20 protein-coding genes are annotated in these 22252 nt (G+C 71.7%); 12 read left to right on the forward strand and 8 right to left on the reverse strand.

Annotated elements, in window-relative coordinates:
* Window positions 1–242: 242 nt before the first annotated feature.
* From ACF062_RS10210 to ACF062_RS10235, 6 genes are all read left to right on the forward strand, one after another.
* Entirely contained in the window at window positions 243–2093 is a 1851-nt protein-coding gene (locus ACF062_RS10210) for a gamma-glutamyltransferase family protein (protein ID WP_392137300.1), read from the forward strand.
* A gap of 111 nt (window positions 2094–2204) precedes the next feature.
* Window positions 2205–3032, forward strand: a complete 828-nt coding sequence (locus ACF062_RS10215; RefSeq protein ID WP_392137301.1) for an inositol monophosphatase family protein — start codon at window positions 2205–2207, stop codon at window positions 3030–3032.
* A gap of 106 nt (window positions 3033–3138) precedes the next feature.
* Window positions 3139–4551: a phytoene desaturase family protein gene (locus ACF062_RS10220; protein WP_392137703.1), complete on the forward strand. Its 1413-nt coding sequence runs from the start codon at window positions 3139–3141 to the stop codon at window positions 4549–4551.
* Window positions 4552–4577: 26 nt separating this feature from the next.
* Window positions 4578–5108: an O-acetyl-ADP-ribose deacetylase gene (locus ACF062_RS10225; RefSeq protein WP_392137302.1), complete on the forward strand. Its 531-nt coding sequence runs from the start codon at window positions 4578–4580 to the stop codon at window positions 5106–5108.
* Between the two features lie 252 nt (window positions 5109–5360).
* Complete coding sequence (locus ACF062_RS10230; protein ID WP_392137303.1) at window positions 5361–6839, forward strand: AlkA N-terminal domain-containing protein; 1479 nt, start codon at window positions 5361–5363, stop codon at window positions 6837–6839.
* An 18-nt stretch (window positions 6840–6857) separates the two neighbouring features.
* Window positions 6858–7373, forward strand: coding sequence for a methylated-DNA--[protein]-cysteine S-methyltransferase (locus ACF062_RS10235; protein WP_392137304.1), 516 nt, complete (start codon window positions 6858–6860; stop codon window positions 7371–7373).
* A gap of 20 nt (window positions 7374–7393) precedes the next feature.
* On the opposite strand, the gene ACF062_RS10240 is transcribed toward ACF062_RS10235, so the two are convergent.
* Window positions 7394–7894: an NUDIX domain-containing protein gene (locus ACF062_RS10240; protein ID WP_392137305.1), complete on the reverse strand. Its 501-nt coding sequence runs from the start codon at window positions 7892–7894 to the stop codon at window positions 7394–7396.
* Between the two features lie 255 nt (window positions 7895–8149).
* On the opposite strand from ACF062_RS10240, the gene ACF062_RS10245 reads away from it, so the two are divergent.
* A complete protein-coding gene (locus ACF062_RS10245) occupies window positions 8150–9295 on the forward strand; it encodes a glycerate kinase (RefSeq protein WP_392137704.1) in 1146 nt (381 codons plus the stop codon).
* A 183-nt stretch (window positions 9296–9478) separates the two neighbouring features.
* On the opposite strand, the gene ACF062_RS10250 is transcribed toward ACF062_RS10245, so the two are convergent.
* Window positions 9479–10678 carry a PucR family transcriptional regulator gene (locus tag ACF062_RS10250; protein WP_392137705.1) on the reverse strand — a complete coding sequence of 400 codons (1200 nt, stop codon included), beginning with the start codon at window positions 10676–10678 and terminating at the stop codon, window positions 9479–9481.
* A 273-nt stretch (window positions 10679–10951) separates the two neighbouring features.
* On the opposite strand from ACF062_RS10250, the gene ACF062_RS10255 reads away from it, so the two are divergent.
* From ACF062_RS10255 to ACF062_RS10275, 5 genes are read left to right on the forward strand one after another with little or no spacing between them, the layout of a single operon-like run.
* Window positions 10952–11773, forward strand: coding sequence for an ABC transporter ATP-binding protein (locus tag ACF062_RS10255; RefSeq protein WP_392137306.1), 822 nt, complete (start codon window positions 10952–10954; stop codon window positions 11771–11773).
* On the forward strand, window positions 11770–12558 hold the full coding sequence (locus ACF062_RS10260; protein WP_392137307.1) for an ABC transporter ATP-binding protein: 789 nt from the start codon (window positions 11770–11772) through the stop codon (window positions 12556–12558). The genes ACF062_RS10255 and ACF062_RS10260 overlap by 4 nt, the downstream gene beginning before the upstream one ends.
* Complete coding sequence (locus tag ACF062_RS10265) at window positions 12555–13445, forward strand: branched-chain amino acid ABC transporter permease (protein WP_392137308.1); 891 nt, start codon at window positions 12555–12557, stop codon at window positions 13443–13445. The genes ACF062_RS10260 and ACF062_RS10265 overlap by 4 nt, the downstream gene beginning before the upstream one ends.
* The gene (locus tag ACF062_RS10270; protein WP_392137309.1) at window positions 13438–14517 is read left to right on the forward strand and encodes a branched-chain amino acid ABC transporter permease; all 1080 of its coding nucleotides are present in this window, start codon (window positions 13438–13440) and stop codon (window positions 14515–14517) included. The genes ACF062_RS10265 and ACF062_RS10270 overlap by 8 nt, the downstream gene beginning before the upstream one ends.
* A complete protein-coding gene (locus ACF062_RS10275; RefSeq protein ID WP_392137310.1) occupies window positions 14514–15782 on the forward strand; it encodes an ABC transporter substrate-binding protein in 1269 nt (422 codons plus the stop codon). The genes ACF062_RS10270 and ACF062_RS10275 overlap by 4 nt, the downstream gene beginning before the upstream one ends.
* Window positions 15783–15861: 79 nt before the next feature.
* Here the strand turns inward: ACF062_RS10275 and pssA are convergent, their stop codons facing one another.
* The 6 genes from pssA to ACF062_RS10305 all read right to left on the reverse strand — a co-directional run bounded on the left by pssA (window position 15862) and on the right by ACF062_RS10305 (window position 22248).
* Window positions 15862–16716 (reverse strand): CDP-diacylglycerol--serine O-phosphatidyltransferase, encoded by an 855-nt coding sequence (pssA, locus tag ACF062_RS10280; protein ID WP_392137311.1) that lies wholly within the window; start codon window positions 16714–16716, stop codon window positions 15862–15864.
* Window positions 16703–17359, reverse strand: a complete 657-nt coding sequence (locus ACF062_RS10285; protein WP_223777806.1) for a phosphatidylserine decarboxylase — start codon at window positions 17357–17359, stop codon at window positions 16703–16705. Before ACF062_RS10285 ends, pssA begins: the two co-directional genes overlap by 14 nt.
* A 171-nt stretch (window positions 17360–17530) precedes the next feature.
* Complete coding sequence (locus tag ACF062_RS10290; RefSeq protein WP_392137312.1) at window positions 17531–18736, reverse strand: acyl-CoA dehydrogenase family protein; 1206 nt, start codon at window positions 18734–18736, stop codon at window positions 17531–17533.
* 4 nt (window positions 18737–18740) lie between these two features.
* On the reverse strand, window positions 18741–19253 hold the full coding sequence (locus tag ACF062_RS10295) for a MaoC family dehydratase (RefSeq protein ID WP_223777808.1): 513 nt from the start codon (window positions 19251–19253) through the stop codon (window positions 18741–18743).
* A 5-nt stretch (window positions 19254–19258) separates the two neighbouring features.
* Window positions 19259–20224 (reverse strand): HpcH/HpaI aldolase/citrate lyase family protein, encoded by a 966-nt coding sequence (locus tag ACF062_RS10300; RefSeq protein ID WP_392137313.1) that lies wholly within the window; start codon window positions 20222–20224, stop codon window positions 19259–19261.
* Complete coding sequence (locus tag ACF062_RS10305) at window positions 20221–22248, reverse strand: protein meaA (protein ID WP_223777809.1); 2028 nt, start codon at window positions 22246–22248, stop codon at window positions 20221–20223. Before ACF062_RS10305 ends, ACF062_RS10300 begins: the two co-directional genes overlap by 4 nt.
* Between the last annotated feature and the right edge of the window lie 4 nt (window positions 22249–22252).

The raw sequence follows: 22252 nt of genomic DNA on the forward strand, positions 1-22252 counted from the left end.
CCTCCTCCTGTCCCTGTCATCTGCGTCGAAAGGGGTGATGACCGGACGGAGATGGGATAACCGGCCGAACCGTCTAAACACACCGCATGAATGAACGCGCAGCACAACATCGGCGAACGCACATCGCTCACCACCCACCACCGCACGTGCCCGTCCCCGCGCCCCTCGTGTGCCCGCGCACACCACCGGTCGCCGGTACCCCGATAACCTGCCCGGAGCCCGACGACGAGGTGAGAGGCCGTATGTTCACGACGCGTCCCACGCTGCAAGGCACCTTCGGCATGGTGTCGTCCACCCACTGGCTCGCCTCGCAGTCCGCGATGGCGGTACTGGAGGACGGCGGCAACGCCTTCGACGCGGCGGTCGCCGCCGGGTTCGTCCTGCACGTGGTCGAGCCCCACCTCAACGGGCCCGCCGGCGAGGTCCCGATCATCCTCGCGCCCGCCGGCGGCGACGTGCGCGTGCTCTGCGGCCAGGGACCCGCGCCCGCGGGCGCCACCGTGGCCCATTACCGTTCCCTGGGGCTGGACCTGGTGCCCGGCACGGGGCCGCTCGCCGCCGCCGTGCCCGGTGCCTTCGACGCGTGGATGCTGCTGCTGCGGGACCACGGCACGAAGTCCCTCGCGGACGTCCTCACGTACGCCATCGGGTACGCGGAGGACGGGCACGCCCCCGTCGAGCGCGTCGGCGAGACCGTGGAGACGGTGCGACGGCTCTTCGAGGAGGAGTGGCCGTCCTCCGCCGAGATCTATCTCCGCGGCGGGCCCACGGGGGGCGAACCACCGCGTACCGGCGAGCTGTTGCGCAACCCGGCGCTCGCGGCGACGTGGCGGCGGCTGCTGGCCGAGGCGGAAGCCGGGGCGGCGACGGAAGCCGGGACGGGGGAGCGGCTGCGCGTGGCGCAGATCGAGGCCGCGCGTGAGGTGTGGCGTACCGGCTTCATCGCCGAGGCGCTCGTGCGGCAGGCCGGGCGGCCCACCATGGACACGAGCGGCGAGCGGCACGCGGGGACGCTCTCGGCGGCGGACCTGCGGGGCTGGTCCGCGTTCTACGAGGACCCGGTCACGTACGACTGGAACGGCTGGACCCTGTGCAAGGCCGGGGGCTGGAGCCAGGGCCCCGCCTTCCTCCAGCAGCTCGCGCTGCTGCCCCAGGATGTCGCGGAGCTGCCGGAGTACGGGTCCGCCGAGTACGTCCATCTCCTGGTGGAGGGCTGCAAGTTGGCCATGGCGGACCGGGAGGCCTGGTACGGGGACGCCGGGGCCGCCGGGAGCGTGCCGATACGTGAGCTGCTCTCGGAGGAGTACAACGCGGCGCGGCGCAAGCTGATCGGGGACGAGGCCTCGTACGAACTGCGGCCCGGCTCCCCCGGTGGGCGCGAGCCGCGGCTCTCCGCGCACGCGCTCGCGGTGGCTTCGGGGGGCGCGGCGGCCGCGGGTGTGGTGGCGGCCGGGGGCGGGGAGCCGACCGTGGCAGGGGACGGGGGGACGCATGGCGACACCTGCCACCTGGACGTCGTCGACCGCTGGGGGAACATGCTCTCCGCGACGCCCAGCGGGGGGTGGCTCCAGTCCAACCCCGTCGTGCCGGAACTCGGCTTTCCGCTGGGTACGAGGCTGCAGATGGCGTGGCTTGAGGAGGGGCTGCCGAACTCGCTCACGCCGGGGCGGCGGCCGCGGACCACGCTGACGCCGTCGATGGCGCTGAAGGACGGGGTTCCCGTCATGGCCTTCGGCACGCCGGGCGGTGACCAGCAGGATCAGTGGCAGGTGCACTTCTTCCTGGGGGTGGCCCTGCGGGCCGCCGTCCGGGGCGGCCTCGACCTCCAGGGCGCGATCGACGCGCCCAACTGGCACACGGACGGTTTCCCGGGGTCCTTCCATCCACGGGGGATGCGGGCCGGGAGCGTGACCGTGGAGTCGCGGATGGACCCCGAGGTGGTGGCCGAGCTGCGGCGGCGGGGGCATGACGTGCTGGTGGGGGGCGCGTGGTCGGAGGGGCGGCTGTGCGCGGTGGCACGGGACCCGGCCAGCGGGGTGGTGTCGGGGGCGGCCAATCCGCGGGGGATGCAGGGGTACGCGGTGGGGCGGTGAGTCCCGCGGGTCCCGGTGGTGCCCCCCTGCCACCGCCGTGGGCCGCCCCCGTTCACCGGGAGGCCATTTCGGCGCGCACGGGATGTCCGTGGGGCGTGCTCTCATGGGGGGATGATCGAGAATTTTCTGACGCACGGCGCAGGTGACGTGGAGGAAGCCCTCCGGAAGGCCGCGGCCGCCGAGGTGATCCCCCGCTTCCGGCAGCTCACCGAGGGCGACGTGGTGGAGAAGAGCGGCCCGCACGACGTGGTGACCGTCGCCGACCGCCGCGCCGAGGAGCGGCTGACCGTCGACCTGCCCGCCCTCCTGCCGGGCTCCGTCGTCGTGGGCGAGGAAGCGGTGCACGCCGACCCCACGACGTACGAGGCGATACGCGGGGACGCGCCCGTGTGGATCGTCGACCCCGTCGACGGGACGCGGCAGTTCGTGCACGGCGACCCCGGGTTCTGCATGCTCGTCGCCCTCGCGGTCGGTGGCGAGGTGCAGGCCTCCTGGACGTACGCACCCGCGCTCGACCAGTTCGCCGTGGCCGTGCGGGGCAAGGGCGCCTGGCTGGACGGCCGACGGCTGGCCGCCGGTTCGCCCGAGCCGGGGCGGGACCTCGAAGTGGCCACCTCCCACCCGGACTTCACCACCGAGGAGCAGAAGCGGGCGCTGCTCGGCCTGCGCGTGGACGGCGTACGGCCGAGGCCGTGCGGATCGGCGGGCCTGGAGTATCTCGCCGTCGCCAGGGGCGAGTTGGACGCGGTCGCGTTCTCGTGGGAGCTGGCCTGGGACCACGCGGCGGGCCTGCTGCTCGTCGCGGAGGCGGGCGGCGCCGCCCTGACGCTCACGGGCGAGCGGTTCCGTACCGCCGGGGGGAACGCCCTGCCGTTCACCGCGGCGCGCGACGCGGCCACGGCCCGGCGTGTGGTGGACCTCCTCACGAGCGAGGTCTGAGCCGACGGCCCGCGAAGGGCCCCCGTGGCGACGGCGGTGTCAGTGCCGCGGCCTATCCTGTGCGGCAGTGGCCATCGGCTGACGAAGGAGTCCGAAGGTGCCGTCGATGCTTGATGCCGTCGTCGTGGGAGCGGGGCCGAACGGCCTGACCGCCGCCGTCGAGCTGGCCCGCCGCGGCTTCTCCGTGGCCGTCTTCGAGGCCAGGAGCACCGTGGGGGGCGGCGCGCGCACCGAGGAGCTGACGCTCCCCGGCTTCCGCCACGACCCCTGCTCGGCCGCCCATCCGCTGGGTGTCAACTCCCCGGCGTTCCGCGCCATGCCCCTGGAGCGGTACGGCCTGGAGTGGCTGCACGCCCGGCTGCCCATGGCGCACCCCTTCCCGGACGGCAGCGCCGCCGTGCTGGCCCGCTCGGTCGCCGAGACCGCCGCCTCCTTCGGACCGCGCGACGCGGGGACGTACCGACGCCTGGTGGAGCCCTTCCTCCCGAAGTGGGACGTCCTGCTGCGGGACTTCATGTCCCTGCCGATGAGTGCGCTGCCGCGCGACCCCGTCACCCTCGCCCGCTTCGGCCTCGCGGGCCTGCCCCCGTCGACGTGGCTGATGCGGCGCTTCCACGACGACCGGGCCCGCACCCTGTTCGCGGGGCTCGTCGCCCATGTCATCGCGCCGCTCGACGGCATCGTCACCAGCGGCGTCGGCATGGTCTTCGCGCTGGCCGCGCACGCCCGCGGCTGGCCGGTCGCGCGGGGCGGCTCCCAGTCCATCTCCGACGCCCTCACCGCGTACCTGCGGGACCTCGGCGGCGCCGTCCACACGGACTACGAGGTGAAGCGGCTCGACGACCTGCCGCCCGCCCGCGCCTACGTCTTCGACACCTCCCCGACCGCGCTCGCCCGGATCGCCGGACTCGGCAGCGCCTATACGGGGTATCGGTACGGCGCCGGTGTCTTCAAGGTCGACTACGCCCTCGACGGCCCCGTCCCCTGGACCGCCGAGGAGGCGCGGTCCGCCGGGACGGTGCAGGTCGCCGCGGACCGAGCCGAGATCGGCGCCGCGCTGCACGCCGCCTCGCGCGAGGGGCGGGCCCCGGATCCGCCGTTCCTGATCACCGTGCAGCCCAGCGTCGCCGACCCCACCCGGGCCCCGGCGGGCAAACACGTCTTCTGGGCGTACGGCCACGTGCCGAACGGCTGGGAGGGCGACCTGACCGACGCGATCGAGCGGCAGCTGGAGCGGTTCGCCCCCGGCTTCCGCGACCGCGTCCTCGCCCGCGCCACCTCCGGCCCGCCCGAACTCGCCGAGCGCAACGCCAACTACGTGGGCGGCGACATCGCCTGCGGCGCCGCCAGCGGTATCCAGCTGCTGCTGCGGCCGAAGCTCTCCCTGTTCCCGTACGCGACGAAGCACCCGGCGGTCTTCATCTGCTCGTCCGCGACGCCCCCGGGGCCCGGCGTCCACGGCATGTCCGGGCACAACGCGGCCAAGGCCGTGTGGAAGCGGCTGCGGGCCGCCGCATGAGGAGCAGCAGTATGAGGAGCGAGCGCGTGACCGTACCCATCACCCTGGTCCTGGGCGACATCACGGCGCAGCATGCCGACGCCGTCGTCAATGCCGCCAATTCCTCCCTGCTGGGCGGCGGCGGGGTCGACGGCGCGATCCACCGGCGCGGCGGGCCCGAGATCCTCGCCGACTGCCGGCGCCTGCGCGCCTCTCACTGGGGCAAGGGCCTGCCCACGGGCCAGGCCGTCGCCACCACCGCCGGCCGGCTCCACGCCACGCACGTGATCCACACCGTGGGACCCGTGTGGTCCGCCACCGAGGACCGCTCCGCGCTGCTCGTCTCCTGCCACCGCGAGGCGCTGCGGGTCGCGGCCGAGGTCGGCGCGCGCACCGTCGCCTTCCCCGCGATCTCCACCGGGGTCTACCGCTGGCCCCTCGACGACGCGGCCCGCATCGCCGTGGGCGCGGTCCGGGAGGCCGCTGACCCGGCGCTCTTCGACGAGGTGCGGTTCGTGCTCTTCGACCAGGCCGCGTACGACGCGTTCGCCGAGGCACTGGCCGCCCATGACGGCTAGGGCCTGTCTGACAATTCCCGTCGTCGCCCGGAGGGCGGCCTCGCGGCGTCAGGTGCGTGCTCTCGGCGTGCCGGGCGTAGGGCCTCGTACTGGATGTACTTGGCTCTGCGCCCGGTGCGGCGAGAGTGCGTGCATGGCGTCGCGAGGCAGGCGGGAATTGTCAGACAGGCCTAGCGGGGCGACCCTGGCAGTGCGAGGTTGATGTCGGATTCTCGCCAGTCATGCCCCGAGGGATCCGCGATGCTTGAGCGCATGCACACCGACACCGAGCGCTGTGTACGCGCCGTTCAGTCGAAGGACGCCCGCTTCGACGGCTGGTTCTTCACGGCCGTTGTCACCACCCGCATCTACTGCCGCCCCAGCTGCCCGGTCGTGCCGCCCAAGGCGGAGAACATGACCTTCTACCCGAGCGCCGCCGCCTGCCAGCAGGCCGGCTTCCGGGCCTGCAAGCGGTGCCGCCCGGACAGCACGCCCGGCTCGCCCGAGTGGAACCAGCGGGCCGATCTCGTCGCCCGCGCCATGCGCCTCATCGGTGACGGCATCGTCGACCGCGAAGGCGTCCCGGGCCTCGCGGGCCGCCTCGGCTACAGCGCCCGCCAGGTGGAGCGGCAGCTCCTCGCCGAGCTGGGCGCGGGACCGCTGGCGCTCGCCCGCGCCCAGCGGGCCCAGACCGCGCGGCTGCTCATCGAGACGACCGCCCTGCCCATGGCGGAGATCGCCTTCGCCGCCGGGTTCTCCTCGATCCGCACCTTCAACGACACGGTGCGCGAAGTCTTCGCCCTCGCCCCCGGAGAGCTGCGCGCCCGCGCGCCGAAGCAGGCCGCGGGCGCGGCACCGGCGACCTCCGGCGCGCTCTCCCTGCGGCTGCCGTTCCGTGCCCCGCTCAACCCCGACAACCTCTTCGGGCATCTCATCGCGACCGCCGTCCCGGGCGTCGAGGAGTGGCGCGGCGGCGCCTACCGCAGGACCCTGAGCCTCCCCTACGGGCACGGCGTCGTCGCCCTCACCCCGTACCCCGACCACATCGGCTGCCGGCTGAGCCTCACCGACCTGCGCGATCTGACCATCGCCACCAGCCGCTGCCGCCGCATGCTCGATCTGGACGCCGATCCGGCCGCCGTCGACGGCCAGTTGCGCGACGACCCCGTGCTCGCGCCGCTCGTCGACAAGGCACCGGGGCGGCGGGTGCCACGCACCGTCGACGAGGCCGAGTTCGCCGTGCGGGCCGTCCTCGGCCAGCAGGTCTCCACGGCCGCCGCCCGCACCCACGCCGCGCGCCTCGTCACCGCGCACGGCACACCCGTCAAGGACCCCGAGGGCGGCCTCACCCACCTCTTCCCGAGCCCTCAGTCCCTGGCCGCGCTCGACCCGGAGGCGCTCGCCCTGCCCCGCAGCCGCCGCGCCACGCTGACCACGCTCGTACGCCACCTCGCCGACGGCAGCCTCCGGCTCGGCGTGGAGAGCGGCTGGGAGGAGGCCCGCGCCCGGCTCACCGAACTCCCCGGCTTCGGGCCCTGGACGGTCGAGGTCATCGCGATGCGCGCGCTCGGCGACCCCGACGCCTTCCTCCCCTCCGACCTCGGCATCCGGCGCACCGCACGGGAGCTGGGCCTGCCGCACACCCCCGCAGCGCTCACCGCGCGCGCCGCCGCCTGGCGGCCGTGGCGGGCGTACGCGGTGCAGTACTTGTGGGCCACCGACGACCACCCGATCAACCGCATCCCCGCGTGAACGTAAAGGGACATCAGCATGGAACGCCTGCACACCGTCCTCGACAGCCCCTACGGGCCGCTCACCCTCGTCGCCACCGACGGCGTACTCAGCGGTCTCTACATGTCCGACCAGCGCCACCGGCCGGCGCAGGAGACGTTCGGTGAACGCGACCCGGCGCCCTTCGGCGAGGCGATCAGCCAGCTCGAAGCCTATTTCGCGGGGGAGTTGAAAGAGTTCGACCTGCCGCTGCGGCTGGACGGCACGCCGTTCCAGCGCATGGTCTGGGACGAGCTCCTGCGCATCCCCTACGGCGAGGTCCGTACGTACGGTGAACTCGCCGAGACCCTCGGCAAGCCCGGCGCCTCCCGCGCGGTCGGCCTCGCCAATGGCAAGAACCCGATCAGCGTCATCGTCCCCTGCCACCGCGTTGTCGGCGCCAACGGCAACCTCACGGGATACGGCGGCGGACTCGACCGCAAGCAGCGGCTGCTGGTCTTCGAGGGCGGCGGCATGGGCGTGGGCGTGAGCGGTGGTGAGGACGCCCTCTTCTGACGGGGCCCGGGCACCAGGTGTCAGCCGACCCGGTGCCCGTCCTCCAGCTCGGCGGGGCCGTCACCGCGCTCCAGCGCGTCGAGCGCCGCCGCGACCCGGCGGCCCGTCCCGCCGGGCAGCAGCTCCGCGACGTTCTCGGGGGCCACGAGCCGCCAGGAGAGCAACTCCTCCTCCTGGAGCCTGATCGACTTCAGCTGCTCCGTGTCCAGCACCCCGCCGTCGTACAGGTACGCCACCAGCGGCGGACGTGGGCGCCGGGGGCCGGGCGGCACCCAGTCCACCGCGAGCAACCGCCCGAGCGGCACGTCGAGCCCGATCTCCTCCAGCGTCTCCCTGCGCGCCCCCTGGCGCGGCGTCTCCCCGGTGTCCGACTCGACGGTCCCGCCGGGCAGCGCCCAGCCCTCTCGGTAGTTGGGCTCGACGAGGAGGACCCGGCCCTCCACGTCCCGGAAGAGCGCGGCGGCTCCGACCAGGACGCGCGGGAGGCCTGCTATGTACGTGGCGTAGTCCTGAGTGGTCATCGGGGAAGGGTAGCGCCGGACCCGTCGCACGGTCGGGGCTGATCGATCATTTCCACGCCTCAGTGACCGGGAATGCGATGACAAAGGGTGGTTTTCCGCCGTGATGTGCCGTCCCGCTCCGCAGGCGGCCATGGGCAGGGAGCCCCTCCTGCGGTTATGGTCGCAGCGGCGCGACTGCCTTGCGGTGAGCAAGGCCGGAAGCAAGGGGAATGCAAGGTGGCGGACGCTTCAGGGACGGCGGGACGCGAGCAGCGGGTGCGGCGCGAGCAGGCGCGGCACGTGCTCATCGCCGCGGACAAGTTCAAGGGTTCGCTCACGGCCGTGCAGGTCGCTGAGCGGGTGACGGCCGGGCTGCGCGCCGTCGCCCCCGAGGTGTCGGTCGAGGCGCTGCCGGTCGCCGACGGCGGTGACGGCACGGTCGCCGCGGCCGTGGCGGGCGGCTTCGAGCGGCGGGAGGTCACCGTGACGGGACCGCTCGGTGACCGGGTGACGGCGGCGTACGCCCTCAAGGACGGCACCGCCGTGGTGGAGATGGCCGAGGCCTCCGGCCTCCAGCTGCTCCCCGAGGGCGTCTTCGCGCCGCTCACCTCCACGACGTACGGCTCCGGCGAGCTGATCCGCGCCGCGCTCGACGCGGGGGCCCGCACCATCGTCTTCGGCGTCGGCGGCAGCGCCACGACCGACGGCGGCGCGGGCATGCTGGCCGCGCTCGGTGCCCGCTTCCTCGACGCGGACGGTGAGCCCGTCGCGCCGGGCGGCGGTCCGCTGAAGGAGCTGGCCACCGCGGACCTGTCGGGGCTCGACCCGCGGCTGAAGGACGTCGACATCGTGCTCGCCAGCGATGTCGACAATCCGCTGACCGGGCCGAAGGGGGCGCCGGCCGTGTACGGGCCGCAGAAGGGGGCGAGCCCGGAGGACGTCGCCGCCCTGGACGCGGCGCTCGCGCACTTCGCCGCGGTCCTGGAGAAGGCCATCGGGCCCGAGGCCGCCGAGTCCGCGCAGTCGCCTGGGGCGGGCGCCGCGGGTGGCATCGGGTACGGCGCGCTCGTGGGGCTCGGGGCGGGCTTCCGGCCCGGCATCGAGGTCATGCTGGATGTGCTCGGCTTCGCGTCCGCGTTGGAGCGGGCCACCCTTGTGATCACCGGGGAGGGGTCGCTCGACGAGCAGACGCTGCATGGCAAGGCGCCCGCCGGGGTGGCCTCCGCCGCGCGCGCCGCCGGTGTCGAGGTCGTCGCGGTCTGCGGGCGTCTCGCGCTGCCGCCGGAGGTTCTCGGCAGGGCGGGGATTCGGCGGGCGTATGCCTTGACGGACATCGAGCCGGATGTGGCTCGGTGCATCGCTGAGGCGGGGCCGATTCTGGAGGAGCTTGCGGGGCGGCTGGGGCGGGACTACTTGGCGTAGGGCCTGGGCGGGTTCCGGGGGCGTCTGCCGTTGCGGGGGCCGTTGCGGGGTGCGGGTGTGGGGTTGGTTGCTCGCGCAGTTCCTCGCGCCCCTTGTGGGGCGTCTGTGTGCGGGGTGTCTTTGTCGGGTGCGGGTGTGTTTTGGTTGCTCGCGCAGTTCCCCGCGCCCCTTACGGGGCGGCCCCTATCCCGGTGACAGTCTGTGTGCCTCCACCGCCAAGGCCACCTCCACCAGGTCCCTCGGTCTCGCCAGGGAGCGGGACGTCAGTTGTTCCAGGCGGCGCAGGCGGTTGAAGACCGTGTTGCGGTGGCAGTAGAGCCGGGCCGCCGCCCGGCCCGCCGAACCCTCGCAGGACAGCCACGCGTCGAGGGTGTCCAGCAGCACCGCGCGGTCCGCCGGTTCCAGTGCGAGGACCTCGCCCAGCACGTCCGTGACCAGCCGTCCCGCCAGCTCCGGCTGGCTCACCAGCAGGGCGGTCGGCATCCGCTGGTCCAGGCGTACGATGTCGGTCGCGTCCGGCGGACACGTGCGCAGCGCCAGTTCCGCGAGGCGCCGTGCATGGCCGAGGTCCGCGAGGCCGCCCACCACGGGGCTGATGCCGCCGGGGCCCGGGCACCGCCCGTCGAGCAGCCGGGCGAGGCCGTCGAGTCCCTCGTCCGGGCCGAGCGCGACCACGCCCACCTCGCAGTCCGTCCGCATCCGCCAGACGAAGCGGAACCCCGGCCGCTGGATCTGCCGGTGGAACGCCTCGCGCCCGTCACGCCGCTCCACGCGCAGCACCACCACCGTGTACGGGCCGTGCTCGGGCAGGTCGAGCCCGGCCGCCGCGCGCGCCGCCAGGCCCGGCGCCTGCCGCCCCTCCAGGAGCGCGTCGAGCAGCGCCTGCAACTGCTCGTCGGTGCGCCGGCGCAACTCCAGTTCCGTGGCCCGGTACGCGTCGGACGCCACCGCCGCCTGCGCGTCCACCGCCGACCACACCATCGTCGCCGAACGCATCAGGACCGCCAGCTTCTCCGGGTCCTTGCCCGCCACCCCCTCCAGCAGCGAATCCCACACCAGATAGCCCGCGTTGCGGTACGAGTGCACCAAGAGGTCCAACGGCAGGCCCTGCTGGGCGCGCCGCCGGCCCGACTCCTCCGCGTACTCCAGGTCGCGGCGCGGCGAGGCCCGCGGCGCCGAGATCGCCTCGATGCCGATCCGCATGGCCTCCTCGGCCTCGCGCCAGTGCACGTCGTACGGCAGCACACGCCCGAACACGGGGGAGTGCTCGGAGAGCTGGCGCAGGTGCTCGTCGACCAGCTCGGGCACCCGGGGCAGCAGGGCCGTGCACGCCTCCTTGAGGAGTCTCCAGTCGTGGCCGGTGCGGGGCCTGCGGCCGTTCATGGGCCCGGTCATGGATCCCTCCATCGGCGCGCTCCAGGACGTCCTTCGTGCGGAGGATGCCATGGCCCGCCCCCCTCCCGCAGGCCCCTGACACGCGGTCTTGTGCCCGTGCACAACGGCAGGCCGCCACCGCTGGTCCCCCGCAGCGATTCACCCGCTGCCCGTGGACGGGCCGCTCCCGCGGTGCTGGGGTGAGCGCCACGCGACGGCGGACGAGCCGTGCGGGATCTGGAGGGCTGGTACGTGGGTGGTTCCGACATACGAGGTTCCGGAGTGCGATATTCCGGCGACTCCGGGCTCGTCGTACGGGAGGTGTCGGTCGGCTACGGCCCCGTGCGCGCCCTGCGCCGGGTCTCGCTCGACGTGCCGCACGGCACCGTCGTCGCCGTGCTCGGCGGCAACGGCGCGGGCAAGTCGACGTTGCTGCGCGCCGTCTCGCGCACTCTCTCCTTCCAGGGCGGGGCGCTCACCTCGGGCGACATCCACTTCGACGGCACCCGCCTGGACGGCCTCGCGCCGGACCGCGTGGTCGCCGCCGGGATCTCGCAGGTTCCGGAAGGCCGACGGGTGTTCGCCCGCATGACCGTCACCGACAATCTGCGCGCCGGGGCGCTCGGCTCGACCGGGTCGCGCGCCACCAAGGCGGACGCCCTGCGCCGCGTCCACGAGCTGTTCCCGGTCCTCGCCGAACGCGGCGGCCAGCGCGCCGGGCTGCTCTCCGGCGGCGAACAGCAGATGCTCGCCGTGGGCAGGGCGCTCATGGCCGCCCCGCGCCTGCTGCTCCTCGACGAACCCTCCCTCGGCCTCGCGCCGCTGATGGCCGCCCGCATCGCCGACACCGTCCGGGAGATCAACGCCCAGGGCACCTCCGTGCTGCTCGTCGAGCAGAACGCCGCGCTCGCGCTGCGGCTCGCCTCCCGCGCGTACGTCCTCGACGTCGGCGAGGTCGCCCTGTCCGGCCCCGCCGACGAACTCGCCGCCTCCGACGAGGTACGCCGCCGCTACCTCGGCGTGGTCGACGAGGGCGCGGCGGCCGACGCCGGCCAGGGCCTCGGCGCCCTGCCCACCCTGCCGCGCTGGGAGGCCGGACGGTGACCCCGGACCCCGTACCGCCTCTGGAAGTACGCGAGTTGACCGTCCGTTTCGCGGGGCTCACCGCCTTGGACGCCGTCAGCTTCACCGTCCGCCCCGGCACCGTGCACGCCGTCATCGGACCCAACGGCGCGGGCAAGTCCACCTGCTTCAACGTCCTGTCCGGCGTCTACCGCGCTTCCGGCGGCAGCGTCCGCTTCGGGGAGCACGAGCTCACCGCCATGCGTCCGCACGAGATCGCGGGCCTCGGGGTCGCCCGCATCTTCCAGAACCTCGCGCTGCCGCCCCGCGCCACGGTCGCCGACAGCCTGTTGCTCGGCCGCCACCGCCTGACCCGCACCGGCTTCCTGGCCGCCGGGCTCCGCCTCCCCTCGGCGGCCCGCGAGGAGCGCCTGCACCGCGAACGCGTCCGCGAGATCGCCGCGTTCGTCGGCCTCGAACGCCAACTCGGCCAGCCCGCGGGTTCCTTGCCCTATGGACAGCAGAAGCTCGCCGAGCTGGCCCGCGCCCTGTGCATGGAGCCACGCCTGCTGCTCCTCGACGAACCCGTCGCCGGGATGACCGGCGACGAGCGGCGCCGCACGGCCGCCGTCATCGCGGGCGTCCGCGACAGCCTCGGCATCTCGATCGTCCTGGTCGAACACGACATGGGGGTGGTGATGCGGCTCGCGGACGCGGTGACCGTACTGGACTTCGGGCGCCGCATCGCCGACGGCGCCCCCACCGACGTACAGAACGACCCGGCGGTCATCCGCGCCTACCTGGGAGAGGGGGACACCCGCTCATGACCACCTTCACCGAACTCCTCCTCAACGGACTCTCCATGGGATCCGTCTACGCGCTCATCGCGCTCGGCTTCGTCGTCATCTTCCGCGCCACCGAGGTGGTCAACTTCGCCCACGCCTCGCTGCTCCTCGCGGGCGGCTACATCACCGCATCCCTCCACGACGACCTCGGCTTCTGGCCGGCGCTGCTCGTGGGCATCGCGGGCGCGGCCGTCGTCGGGGCGGCCGTGGAGTTCCTCGTCATGCGCCGCTACCGGGGCGCCGACCACAGCGTGCTCGCCATCGTCACGATCGGCGTCGACATCCTGCTCACCACGGAGCTGACCCGGCGCCTCGGCACCGACGTGCTGCCGCTCGGCGACCCCTGGGGCGACGACGTGCTGACCCTCGGCCCGATCTCCCTCGCCCACACCCGCATCGCCGCGTTCGTCGCCGCCGCCCTGCTCATCACCGCCTTCCTGCTGGCCTTCCGCTACACCTCCTGGGGCGTGGCCATGCGCGCCGCCGCCGAGAGCCCGGAGACCGCCGCACTGATGGGCGTACGGCTCGGGCGGGTCTCGCTCGGCGCGTGGGCGGTGGCCGGGGCGCTCGCCGCCGTCGCCGCGCTGTTCCTGACCGTCTTCCCGACGCCCGGCCTGGAGCGCGCCACCTCGCTGGCCGCCCTGAAGGCGTTCCCCGCCGCGATCCTCGGCGGCCTCGACTCCACCACCGGCGCCCTGGTCGGCGGCCTCGTCGTCGGCGTCACCGAATCCCTCGCCACCGGCTACCAGAGCGAACTGACGTTCCTCGGGCGCGGCCTCGGCGACCTCGCGCCCTACCTCGTCATGACCGTGATCCTGCTGATCCGGCCCGCCGGGCTCTTCGGCACGAAGGAGCTCGCCCGTGTCTGACACCCGACGTACACCCGACTGGCGCCGTACGTCCATCTGGGCGGCCGCCGCCGTGGTGCTGCTCGCCCTGCCCTTCTACCTGGACCGCTTCTGGCTCCAGGCGGGCCTCTTCGCGATGGCCGCCGCGATCGGCGCGATCGGCATCAACCTCCTCACCGGCGCCACCGGCCAGCTCTCCATGGGCCACGCCTTCTTCCTCGCCGTCGGGGCGTACGGCTACTGCGTCCTCGCCGGGGACGGTGGCGACGGCCTGACCGGGCTAGGGCTGCCCACGTGGCTCGCCGCCGCGCTCGCGGTGGCCCTCGCCGGGCTCGCGGGCGGCCTCTTCAGCCCCATCGCCGGACGGCTGCGCGGCGCCTACCTCGGCATCGCCACCCTCGCCCTGATCTTCATCGGGCAGCACGTGCTGTTCAACGCCCACGATCTGACCGGCGGCTCCAACGGACGCGACGTACCGCCCCTGAGCCTCTTCGGCCTCACCTTCGACGAGCGCGAAACCGTTGTCGCCGCCGTGCCCTTCGGCTCCGCGGAGAAGCTCTGGTACGCCGGCCTCGTGCTGCTCCTGGCCTGCGGGCTCTTCGCCCGGGGCGTGCTGCGTGGCCGTCCGGGGCGGGCCATGAACGCGATCCGCGACCACCGCGTCGCCGCCGGTGTCATCGGTGTGCCGGTGGCCCGCTACCGCGCCGGGGTCTTCGTCCTGTCGTCGATGTACGCGGGCCTCGCGGGCGTGCTGCTCGCCCTCGTCTTCCAGCGCACGGTGCCGGACTACTTCGGCATGACGCTCTCCCTGGAGTACCTCGCCATGATCGTCATCGGCGGCCTCGGCTCGGTCTCCGGGGCGGTCGCGGGCGCGGCCCTCGTCTCCCTCCTGCCTCAGCTGCTGACCCGCTACAGCGACGCGCTGCCGCTCGTGTCGGCGCCGGGCACGGGCGGGATCTCACCGGGCGAGGCGTCCCGGTACCTGTACGGCGCCGCCGTCGTCGCGGTGGTGCTCTTCCTGCCCGGCGGCCTGGTGAGGATCACCGCCCGGCGCAGCAAACCCACTCCAGGCACCCCAGGGGAGACAGCATGAACACACGCACACTGACCAGGGCCACGGCGGCCGCCACCGCCCTCACCGCACTGCTCGCGCTCACCGCGTGCAGCTCCAAGGCGACCGACGGCGACACGGACGGCGAAAGGAACGCGGGAGGCGTGAAGACCGGCGAGGGCGTCTCCGGCAAGACCATCAACCTCGGCGTCCTCACCGACATGACCGGCGTCTACGCCACCCTCGGCAAGAGCGTCACCCAGGCCCAGCAGCTCTACGTCGACCAGACCAACGCCGACGGCGGCATCTGCGGCCATCAGCTGAAGCTCACCGTCCGCGACCACGGCTACGACCCGCAGAAGGCCGTCGCCGCCTACACCGAGCTGGAGCCGAAGGTCCTCGGCTTCGCCCAGTTCATCGGCTCGCCCTTCGTGGCCGCCGTCAAGCAGCGCGTCGACGGCGACAAGGGCCTGATCCTGCCCCAGGCCTGGTCGGCGAACCTGCTGGGCAGCCCGTACGTACGGGTGATCGGTTCGACGTACGACCTGGAGACGATCAACGCGATCGACTTCCTGATGAAGGAGAAGGGCCTCAAGAAGGGCGACAAGCTCGGTCACGTCTACTTCGAGGGCGACTACGGCGAGAGCGCCCTGAAAGGCTCCGAGCACATGGCCGCGAAGGCGGGCCTCACGGTCGTCGAGCAGAAGATCAAGCCGACGGACAACGACATGACCGCGCAGGTCTCCGCCCTGAAGAAGGCCGGGGTCAAGGGCGTCGTGATCAGCGCGGGCCCCCGCCAGGCGGCCTCCCTGGTGGGCGTCGCCGCGGCCGGCCGCTTCGACGTCCCGGTCATCGGCAACAACTCGGCGTTCGCCCCGCAGCTCCTCGCCACGCAGGCGGGCCCCGCCCTGGAGAAGAACTACTACGTCGCCTCGCCGACGCTGCCGATCGGCGCGGACACGGCGGCGGCGAAGAAGCTCGTCGCCGACTACAAGAAGGCCCACCCCAAGGACGCGCTCGACAACGGCGTCGTGGCGGGCTGGACGTCGGCCTCGGTCTTCGGCGAGGCCCTGAAGAAGGCGTGCGAGGACAAGGACCTCACGCGGGACGGCGTCGGCAAGGCCCTGCTGACCCTGGACGCCTTCGACTCCGGCTTCGGGGTCCGGCAGGACTTCACCGACCCGAAGGCGCCCTCCTCCAAGGAGAGCGTGATCCTCCAGCCGGACAAGAAGGCGACGGGCGGGATGAAGATCGTCCGCGAGCCGGGAGCGGCTCAGGTGGCGCGAGGCTACACGGCCGGGAGCTGACGGCACGCGAAAGAAGCTGACGGCACGCAAAAGGGGCCCGAACCGAATGGTTCGGGCCCCTTGAGCCGGGTACAGAGGGCTACGGCAACTGCGCGGCCCGGGCCTCGCGCCGGTTGCCCCGGAAGTTGTTCACCCGTCGGGCGGTGGCGAACAGGGGGATCACCGCGCCGAGGACCGCCTGGAGCGCGCAGCCGGTCTGGAGGAGCAGCTGGCCGCCGGGCGCGTCGAACGCCCAGGCCGCGAGGAGCCCCATGGCCGCCACGATCCACGCGAGCATGGCCACCGCGAGGGGACCGCGCGGCTTCGGGTACTCGACGCGGCTGACCATGAGCCAGGCCGTGCCGAGGATCGCGAGGAGCGTCGCCACGAAGGGCAGCTCCAGAAGCACGATCGAGACGACCGTGAGGGCACCGAAGGGTGATGGCATGCCCTGGAAGGTGCCGTCCTTCACGGTCACACAACTGAACCGCGCGAGCCGCAGCACCACCGCCAGGAGCACCACGATCGCGCCCACCGCCGCCACGCGCTGGTGCGCGTCGTCCGCGACCATGCCGTAGACGAGGACGAAGTACGCCGGCGCCAGGCCGAAGCTGATCAGGTCCGAGAGGTTGTCCAGCTCGGCGCCCATCGGCGAGGACCGCAGCTTGCGCGCCACGAGCCCGTCGAAGAGGTCGAAGACGGCCGCGCAGAGCATCAGGATCACGGCGGTCGCGGCGGAGTGCCGCGCCATGCCGCTCTCGGTGCTGCCCTGGAGGTACGGCGTGAGGATGCCCGTGGTGGTGAAGTACACCGCCATGAACCCGCACGTGGCGTTACCGAGCGTGAGGGTGTCCGCTATCGAGAGGCGCAGTGAGAGCGGCATCTCCTCATCGGTCTCGTCCTCGATCGCCTCGGGCACCCAGCCAGTCTGGGTCTCAGGATCAACCACGGTCAATGCGAGTCACCCCAGCCACGGTCTTCTGACCGACCTCGACGTCCACCTCGACACCCTCCGGGAGGTAGATGTCGACACGCGAGCCGAAGCGGATCAGGCCGATCCGCTCGCCCTGCTCCACCTTCGTGCCCTGCGGCACGTACGGCACGATGCGCCGCGCGACCGCGCCCGCGATCTGGATCATCTCGATGTCGCCGAGCTCGGTGTCGAAGTGCCAGACAACGCGTTCGTTGTTCTCGCTCTCCTTGTTGAACGCCGGGACGAACCCACCGGGGATGTGCTCCACGGACGTCACCGTGCCCGCGAGGGGCGCGCGGTTGACGTGGACATTCAGCGGGCTCATGAAGATGGCGACGCGGGTCCGCCCGTCCTTCCACGGCATGATGCTCTGCACCACGCCGTCGGCGGGGGAGATGACCCGGCCCTGAGCGATCTCACGCTCGGGGTCGCGGAAGAACCACAGCATCCCCGCCGCCAGCGCGGTGGCGGGGACGGCGACGGCCGCCGCGCCCTTGGAACGGCGCGCGCGGGCGAGGCTGAGTGCCGCGGTGGCGACGGTCGGCAGGAGCCACGGCGATGCTCCGCGAGCAAGGCGTCCCGTGAGAATGCCGTCGCGTGGTGCAGAGGTTTGGCTGTGGGGCATGGATGACCTTCGTAGCGGATGATGCCGCGCGGTGATACGGGGGACGGCGGCTTTCTCCGGATGCTATCGGTTGCGAGGCACAACTGGGCAAGCCAGGAAGCCGAGTCGGCGGCCGAAGAGTGTTGACAGGGTGTGATCTTCTTCGCGAAGAAAACGCCCCAAACCGGGCATCTAGCCCTGGAATCGATACTCTTCGAGCAGTCGACGACCAATGATCATTTTCTGGATCTCGGCGGTACCTTCACCGATCAGCAGCATCGGAGCCTCCCTGTAGAGGCGCTCGATCTCGTACTCCTTCGAGAAGCCGTAACCGCCGTGAATCCTGAACGCGTCCTCGACGACTTCCTTGCAGTATTCGGAGGCGAGGTACTTCGCCATCCCCGCTTCGAGGTCGTTTCGCTCCCCGGAGTCCTTTTTGCGTGCTGCGTTGACCATCATCGCATGGGCGGCCTCGACCTTGGTAGCCATCTCGGCCAACTTGAACTGGATCGCCTGATGCTGGGCGATCGGCTTGCCGAAAGTGTGGCGTTGCTGGGCATATGAGACGCCGAGCTCGAACGCACGCTGAGCGACACCGCAGCCACGCGCCGCGACGTTCACTCGGCCCACTTCGACACCGTCCATCATTTGGTAAAACCCTCGGCCGGTGGCTCCGCCGAGTACACGATTGGCCGGAATTCGCAGGTCGTCCATGATGAGCTCGGTGGTATCGACACCCTTGTAGCCCATCTTGTCGATCTTGCCCGGGATGGTCAGGCCGGGACGGACCTCGCCGAAGCCCGGCTCCTTCTCCACGAGGAACGTGGTCATCGACTTGTGGGGGGCGGTGCCCTCAGGGTGTCCTTCGTCACTCCGGCACAGAACGGCCACCAGAGTGGACGTACCGCCGTTCGTGAGCCACATCTTCTGGCCGTTCAGGACATAGTCGTCGCCGTCCTTGACACCCTTCGATGTGATCGCCGACACATCCGAGCCGAGCCCCGGTTCCGACATCGAGAACGCGCCGCGCACCTCGCCGGCCGCCATGCGCGGAAGGAAGGTCTCCTTCTGCTCCTGCGTGCCGTGCTGCTTGAGCATGTAGGCGACGATGAAGTGGGTGTTGATGATGCCGGAGACCGACATCCAGCCACGCGCTATCTCCTCGACACACAGCGCGTACGTGAGCAGCGACTCGCCCAGGCCGCCGTACTCCTCCGGGATCATCAGGCCGAACAGGCCCAACTCCTTGAGACCGTCGACGATTGCCTGCGGGTACTCGTCGCGGTGTTCGAGCTCGGTGGCGACAGGGATGATCTCCTTGTCCACGAAGTCCCGGACGGTGGAGAGGATCTCCTGCTGGATGTCGGTGAGACCGGCGGTCTGGGCAAGTCGGGTCATGACGTCACTTCTCCTGGGACTTCAGCTCCGGGCGGCCGGGCTGCTCGCCGCCGCGCTCCTTGATGTACGTCTCGGTGGGCACCATCACCTTGCGGCGGAACACGCAGACCAGGGTGCCGTCCTGCTTGTAGCCCTTGGTCTCCACGTAGACGATCCCGCGGTCCGACTTGGACCTGGAAGGCGTCTTGTCCAGGACGGTCGTCTCGCCGTAGATCGTGTCGCCGTGGAACGTCGGCGCCACGTGCTTGAGCGACTCGACCTCCAGGTTGGCGATCGCCTTGCCGGAGACGTCGGGTACGGACATGCCGAGGAGCAGCGAGTAGATGTAGTTGCCCACGACGACGTTCTTCCCGAAGTCGGTCGTCTTCTCCGCATAGTTGCTGTCCATGTGGAGGGGGTGGTGGTTCATGGTGAGCAGACAGAAGAGGTGGTCGTCGTACTCGGTGACCGTCTTCCCGGGCCAGTGCTTGTACACGGCGCCGACTTCGAACTCTTCGTAGGTGCGGCCGAACTGCATGTGTCTTACGCCTCCGGGGCCTCGAACTTGGAGGTGCGGGTCATGCCGGCGGCACGCCCCTTGCCCGAGATGACCAGCGCCATCTTCCGGCTGGCCTCGTCGATCATCTCGTCGCCGAGCATCGCCGAGCCCTTCTTGCCGCCGGCCTCGGACGTGTAGTACTCGTACGCGTCCAGGATCAGTTCGGCGTGGTCGAAGTCCTCCTGGGAGGGCGAGAAGACCTCGTTGGCGGCCTCCACCTGACCGGGGTGCAGCACCCACTTGCCGTCGAAGCCGAGTGCCGCGGCGCGGTTCGCGACCTCGCGGTAGCCGTCGACGTTCTTGATCTGGAGGTAGGGACCGTCGATCGCCTGGAGGTTGTTGGCGCGGGCCGCCATCAGGATCTTCATCAGGATGAAGTGGTAGGCGTCGGCCGGGTAGCCGGGCGGCTGCTCGCCGACGACCAGGGACTTCATGTTGATGGAGGCCATGAAGTCGGCCGGGCCGAAGATGATCGTCTCGACGCGCGGGGACGCCTCGGCGATGGCGTTGACGTTGTTGAGGCCGCGCGCGTTCTCGATCTGCGCCTCGATGCCGATCTTGCCGACCTCGAAGCCCATGGTCTTCTCGATCTGGGTGAGGAGAAGGTCGAGCGCCACCACCTGATCGGCCGTCTGCACCTTCGGCAGCATGATGCAGTCGAGGTTCTGGCCGGCGCCCTCCACGACGGTCACGACGTCGCGGTACGTCCACTCGGTCGTCCAGTCGTTGACGCGCACCACCCGCGTCTTGCCCGTCCAGTCGCCCTCGTTGAGGAACTTGACGATGGTGTGCCGGGCCTCCGGCTTGGCGAGCGGCGCGCAGGCGTCCTCCAGGTCCAGGAAGACCTGGTCGGCGGGGAGGCCCTGGGCCTTCTCCAGGAAGCGGGGGTTGCTTCCCGGCACCGCGAGACAGGAGCGGCGCGGGCGCAGACGGTTGATGGGCGCGGTCATGCGGGGACCTCCAGAGGGTCGAGCTTGTTCGCTTTCCGGATCTCGTCGACGATACGGCCGATGATCTCCGTGATGCCGAAGTCCTTGGGGGTGAAGACGGCGGCCACGCCCGCCGCCAGCAGGTCCTCGGCGTCACTGTTGGGGATGATGCCTCCCGCGATCACGGGAATGTCGTGGGCGCCCGCCTCGCGCAGGCGCACCAGGACGTCCGGCACCAGCTCGGCGTGCGAGCCGGAGAGGATCGACAGGCCCACCGCGTGCACGTCCTCGGCGAGCGCCGCGTCGACGATCTGCTCCGGCGTGAGCCTGATCCCCTGGTAGACGACCTCGAAACCGGCGTCCCGCGCGCGCACCGCGATCTGCTCGGCGCCGTTGGAGTGCCCGTCGAGGCCGGGCTTGCCCACCAGGAAGCGGAGCTTGCCGGTGCCGAGGTCGGCGGCCGTCTTCGCGACCTTGTCGCGGACCAGGGCGAGCGGCGTGCCCTCCTCCGCGGTGACGGCCACCGGAGCACTGGAGACGCCCGTGGGCGCCCGGTACTCGCCGAAGACCTCCCGCAGGGCGCCCGCCCACTCGCCGGTCGTCACGCCGGCGCGTGCGCACTCCAGGGTGGCTTCCATGAGGTTGCCCGTCCCCGCGGCGACTTCCTTGAGCCGCTCCAGGGCCTTGCACGGGCGGGGGTGGTTGAACGGCGGCTGGTAGCGGTTGTCGCGCCAGTCCTTGAGGGCGTTCACCACGCGCGCCTCGACCGCCGGGTCGACCGTCATGATCGCCGCGTCCAGGTCGGCGGTGAGCGGGTTCGGCTCGGTGGACTCGTAGGAGTTCACCCCGACGATCTTCTCCTCGCCGGACTCGATCCGCGCCCGGCGCTCGGCGTGCGAGGAGACGAGCTGCGACTTGAGATAGCCGGACTCGACGGCGGCCATCGCGCCGCCCATCTGTTCGATGCGGTCCATCTCCGCGAGGGACTCCTCGACCAGGGACGCGACCTTGGCCTCGATGACGTGTGAGCCGTCGAAGATGTCCTCGTACTCCAGCAGGTCGCTCTCGTGTGCGAGGACCTGCTGGATGCGCAGGGACCACTGCTGGTCCCACGGGCGCGGCAGGCCGAGCGCCTCGTTCCAGGCCGGGAGCTGCACGGCACGCGCGCGTGCGTCCTTGGAGAGCGTGACGGCCAGCATTTCAAGGACGATCCGCTGGACGTTGTTCTCGGGCTGCGCCTCCGTCAGACCCAGCGAGTTGACCTGCACGCCGTAGCGGAAGCGGCGCTGCTTGGGGTCCTCGATGCCGTACCGCTCGCGCGTGACCTGATCCCAGATCCGCCCGAACGCCCGCATCTTGCACATCTCCTCGATGAAGCGGACACCCGCGTTCACGAAGAAGGAGATGCGGGCCACGACGTCCCCGAACTTCTCCTCGGGAACCTGCCCCGAGTCGCGCACGGCATCGAGGACCGCGATGGCGGTGGACATCGCGTACGCGATCTCCTGGACCGGCGTGGCCCCCGCCTCCTGGAGGTGGTAGCTGCAAATGTTGATGGGGTTCCACTTGGGGATGTGGGCCACCGTGTACGTGATCATGTCGGTGGTCAGGCGCAGCGACGGCACCGGCGGGAAGACGTGCGTCCCGCGCGAGAGGTACTCCTTGACGATGTCGTTCTGCGTCGTCCCCTGGAGCTTGGTGATGTCCGCGCCCTGCTCCTCCGCGACCACCTGATAGAGCGCCAGAAGCCACATGGCGGTGGCGTTGATCGTCATCGAGGTGTTCATCTGCTCCAGGGGGATGTCCTGGAACAGCCGCCGCATGTCGCCGAGATGCGAGACCGGGACGCCGACCCGGCCGACCTCACCGCGGGCGAGGATGTGGTCGGGGTCGTAGCCGGTCTGGGTGGGCAGGTCGAACGCGACCGAGAGGCCCGTCTGGCCCTTGGCGAGGTTGCGCCGGTACAGCTCGTTGGACGCCTCCGCCGTGGAATGACCGGCGTACGTCCGCATGAGCCACGGCCGGTCCTTCTGGCGCTCTGTCATGTCC

The sequence above is a fragment of the Streptomyces sp. NPDC015345 genome, from assembly GCF_043078805.1.
Taxonomy (GTDB): Bacteria; Actinomycetota; Actinomycetes; order Streptomycetales; family Streptomycetaceae; genus Streptomyces.

Coding starts and splice junctions, on each gene's coding strand:
- ACF062_RS10215 (WP_392137301.1), top strand. CDS start 2,205: ATGATCGAGAATTTTCTGACGCACGGCGCAGGTGACGTGGAGGAAGCC.
- ACF062_RS10210 (WP_392137300.1), top strand. CDS start 243: ATGTTCACGACGCGTCCCACGCTGCAAGGCACCTTCGGCATGGTGTCG.
- ACF062_RS10295 (WP_223777808.1), bottom strand. CDS start 19,253: ATGCAGTTCGGCCGCACCTACGAAGAGTTCGAAGTCGGCGCCGTGTAC.
- ACF062_RS10235 (WP_392137304.1), top strand. CDS start 6,858: ATGGAACGCCTGCACACCGTCCTCGACAGCCCCTACGGGCCGCTCACC.
- ACF062_RS10265 (WP_392137308.1), top strand. CDS start 12,555: ATGACCACCTTCACCGAACTCCTCCTCAACGGACTCTCCATGGGATCC.
- ACF062_RS10250 (WP_392137705.1), bottom strand. CDS start 10,678: ATGAACGGCCGCAGGCCCCGCACCGGCCACGACTGGAGACTCCTCAAG.
- ACF062_RS10220 (WP_392137703.1), top strand. CDS start 3,139: ATGCTTGATGCCGTCGTCGTGGGAGCGGGGCCGAACGGCCTGACCGCC.
- ACF062_RS10230 (WP_392137303.1), top strand. CDS start 5,361: ATGCACACCGACACCGAGCGCTGTGTACGCGCCGTTCAGTCGAAGGAC.
- ACF062_RS10285 (WP_223777806.1), bottom strand. CDS start 17,359: ATGCCCCACAGCCAAACCTCTGCACCACGCGACGGCATTCTCACGGGA.
- ACF062_RS10290 (WP_392137312.1), bottom strand. CDS start 18,736: ATGACCCGACTTGCCCAGACCGCCGGTCTCACCGACATCCAGCAGGAG.
- ACF062_RS10240 (WP_392137305.1), bottom strand. CDS start 7,894: ATGACCACTCAGGACTACGCCACGTACATAGCAGGCCTCCCGCGCGTC.
- ACF062_RS10300 (WP_392137313.1), bottom strand. CDS start 20,224: ATGACCGCGCCCATCAACCGTCTGCGCCCGCGCCGCTCCTGTCTCGCG.
- ACF062_RS10305 (WP_223777809.1), bottom strand. CDS start 22,248: ATGACAGAGCGCCAGAAGGACCGGCCGTGGCTCATGCGGACGTACGCC.
- ACF062_RS10275 (WP_392137310.1), top strand. CDS start 14,514: ATGAACACACGCACACTGACCAGGGCCACGGCGGCCGCCACCGCCCTC.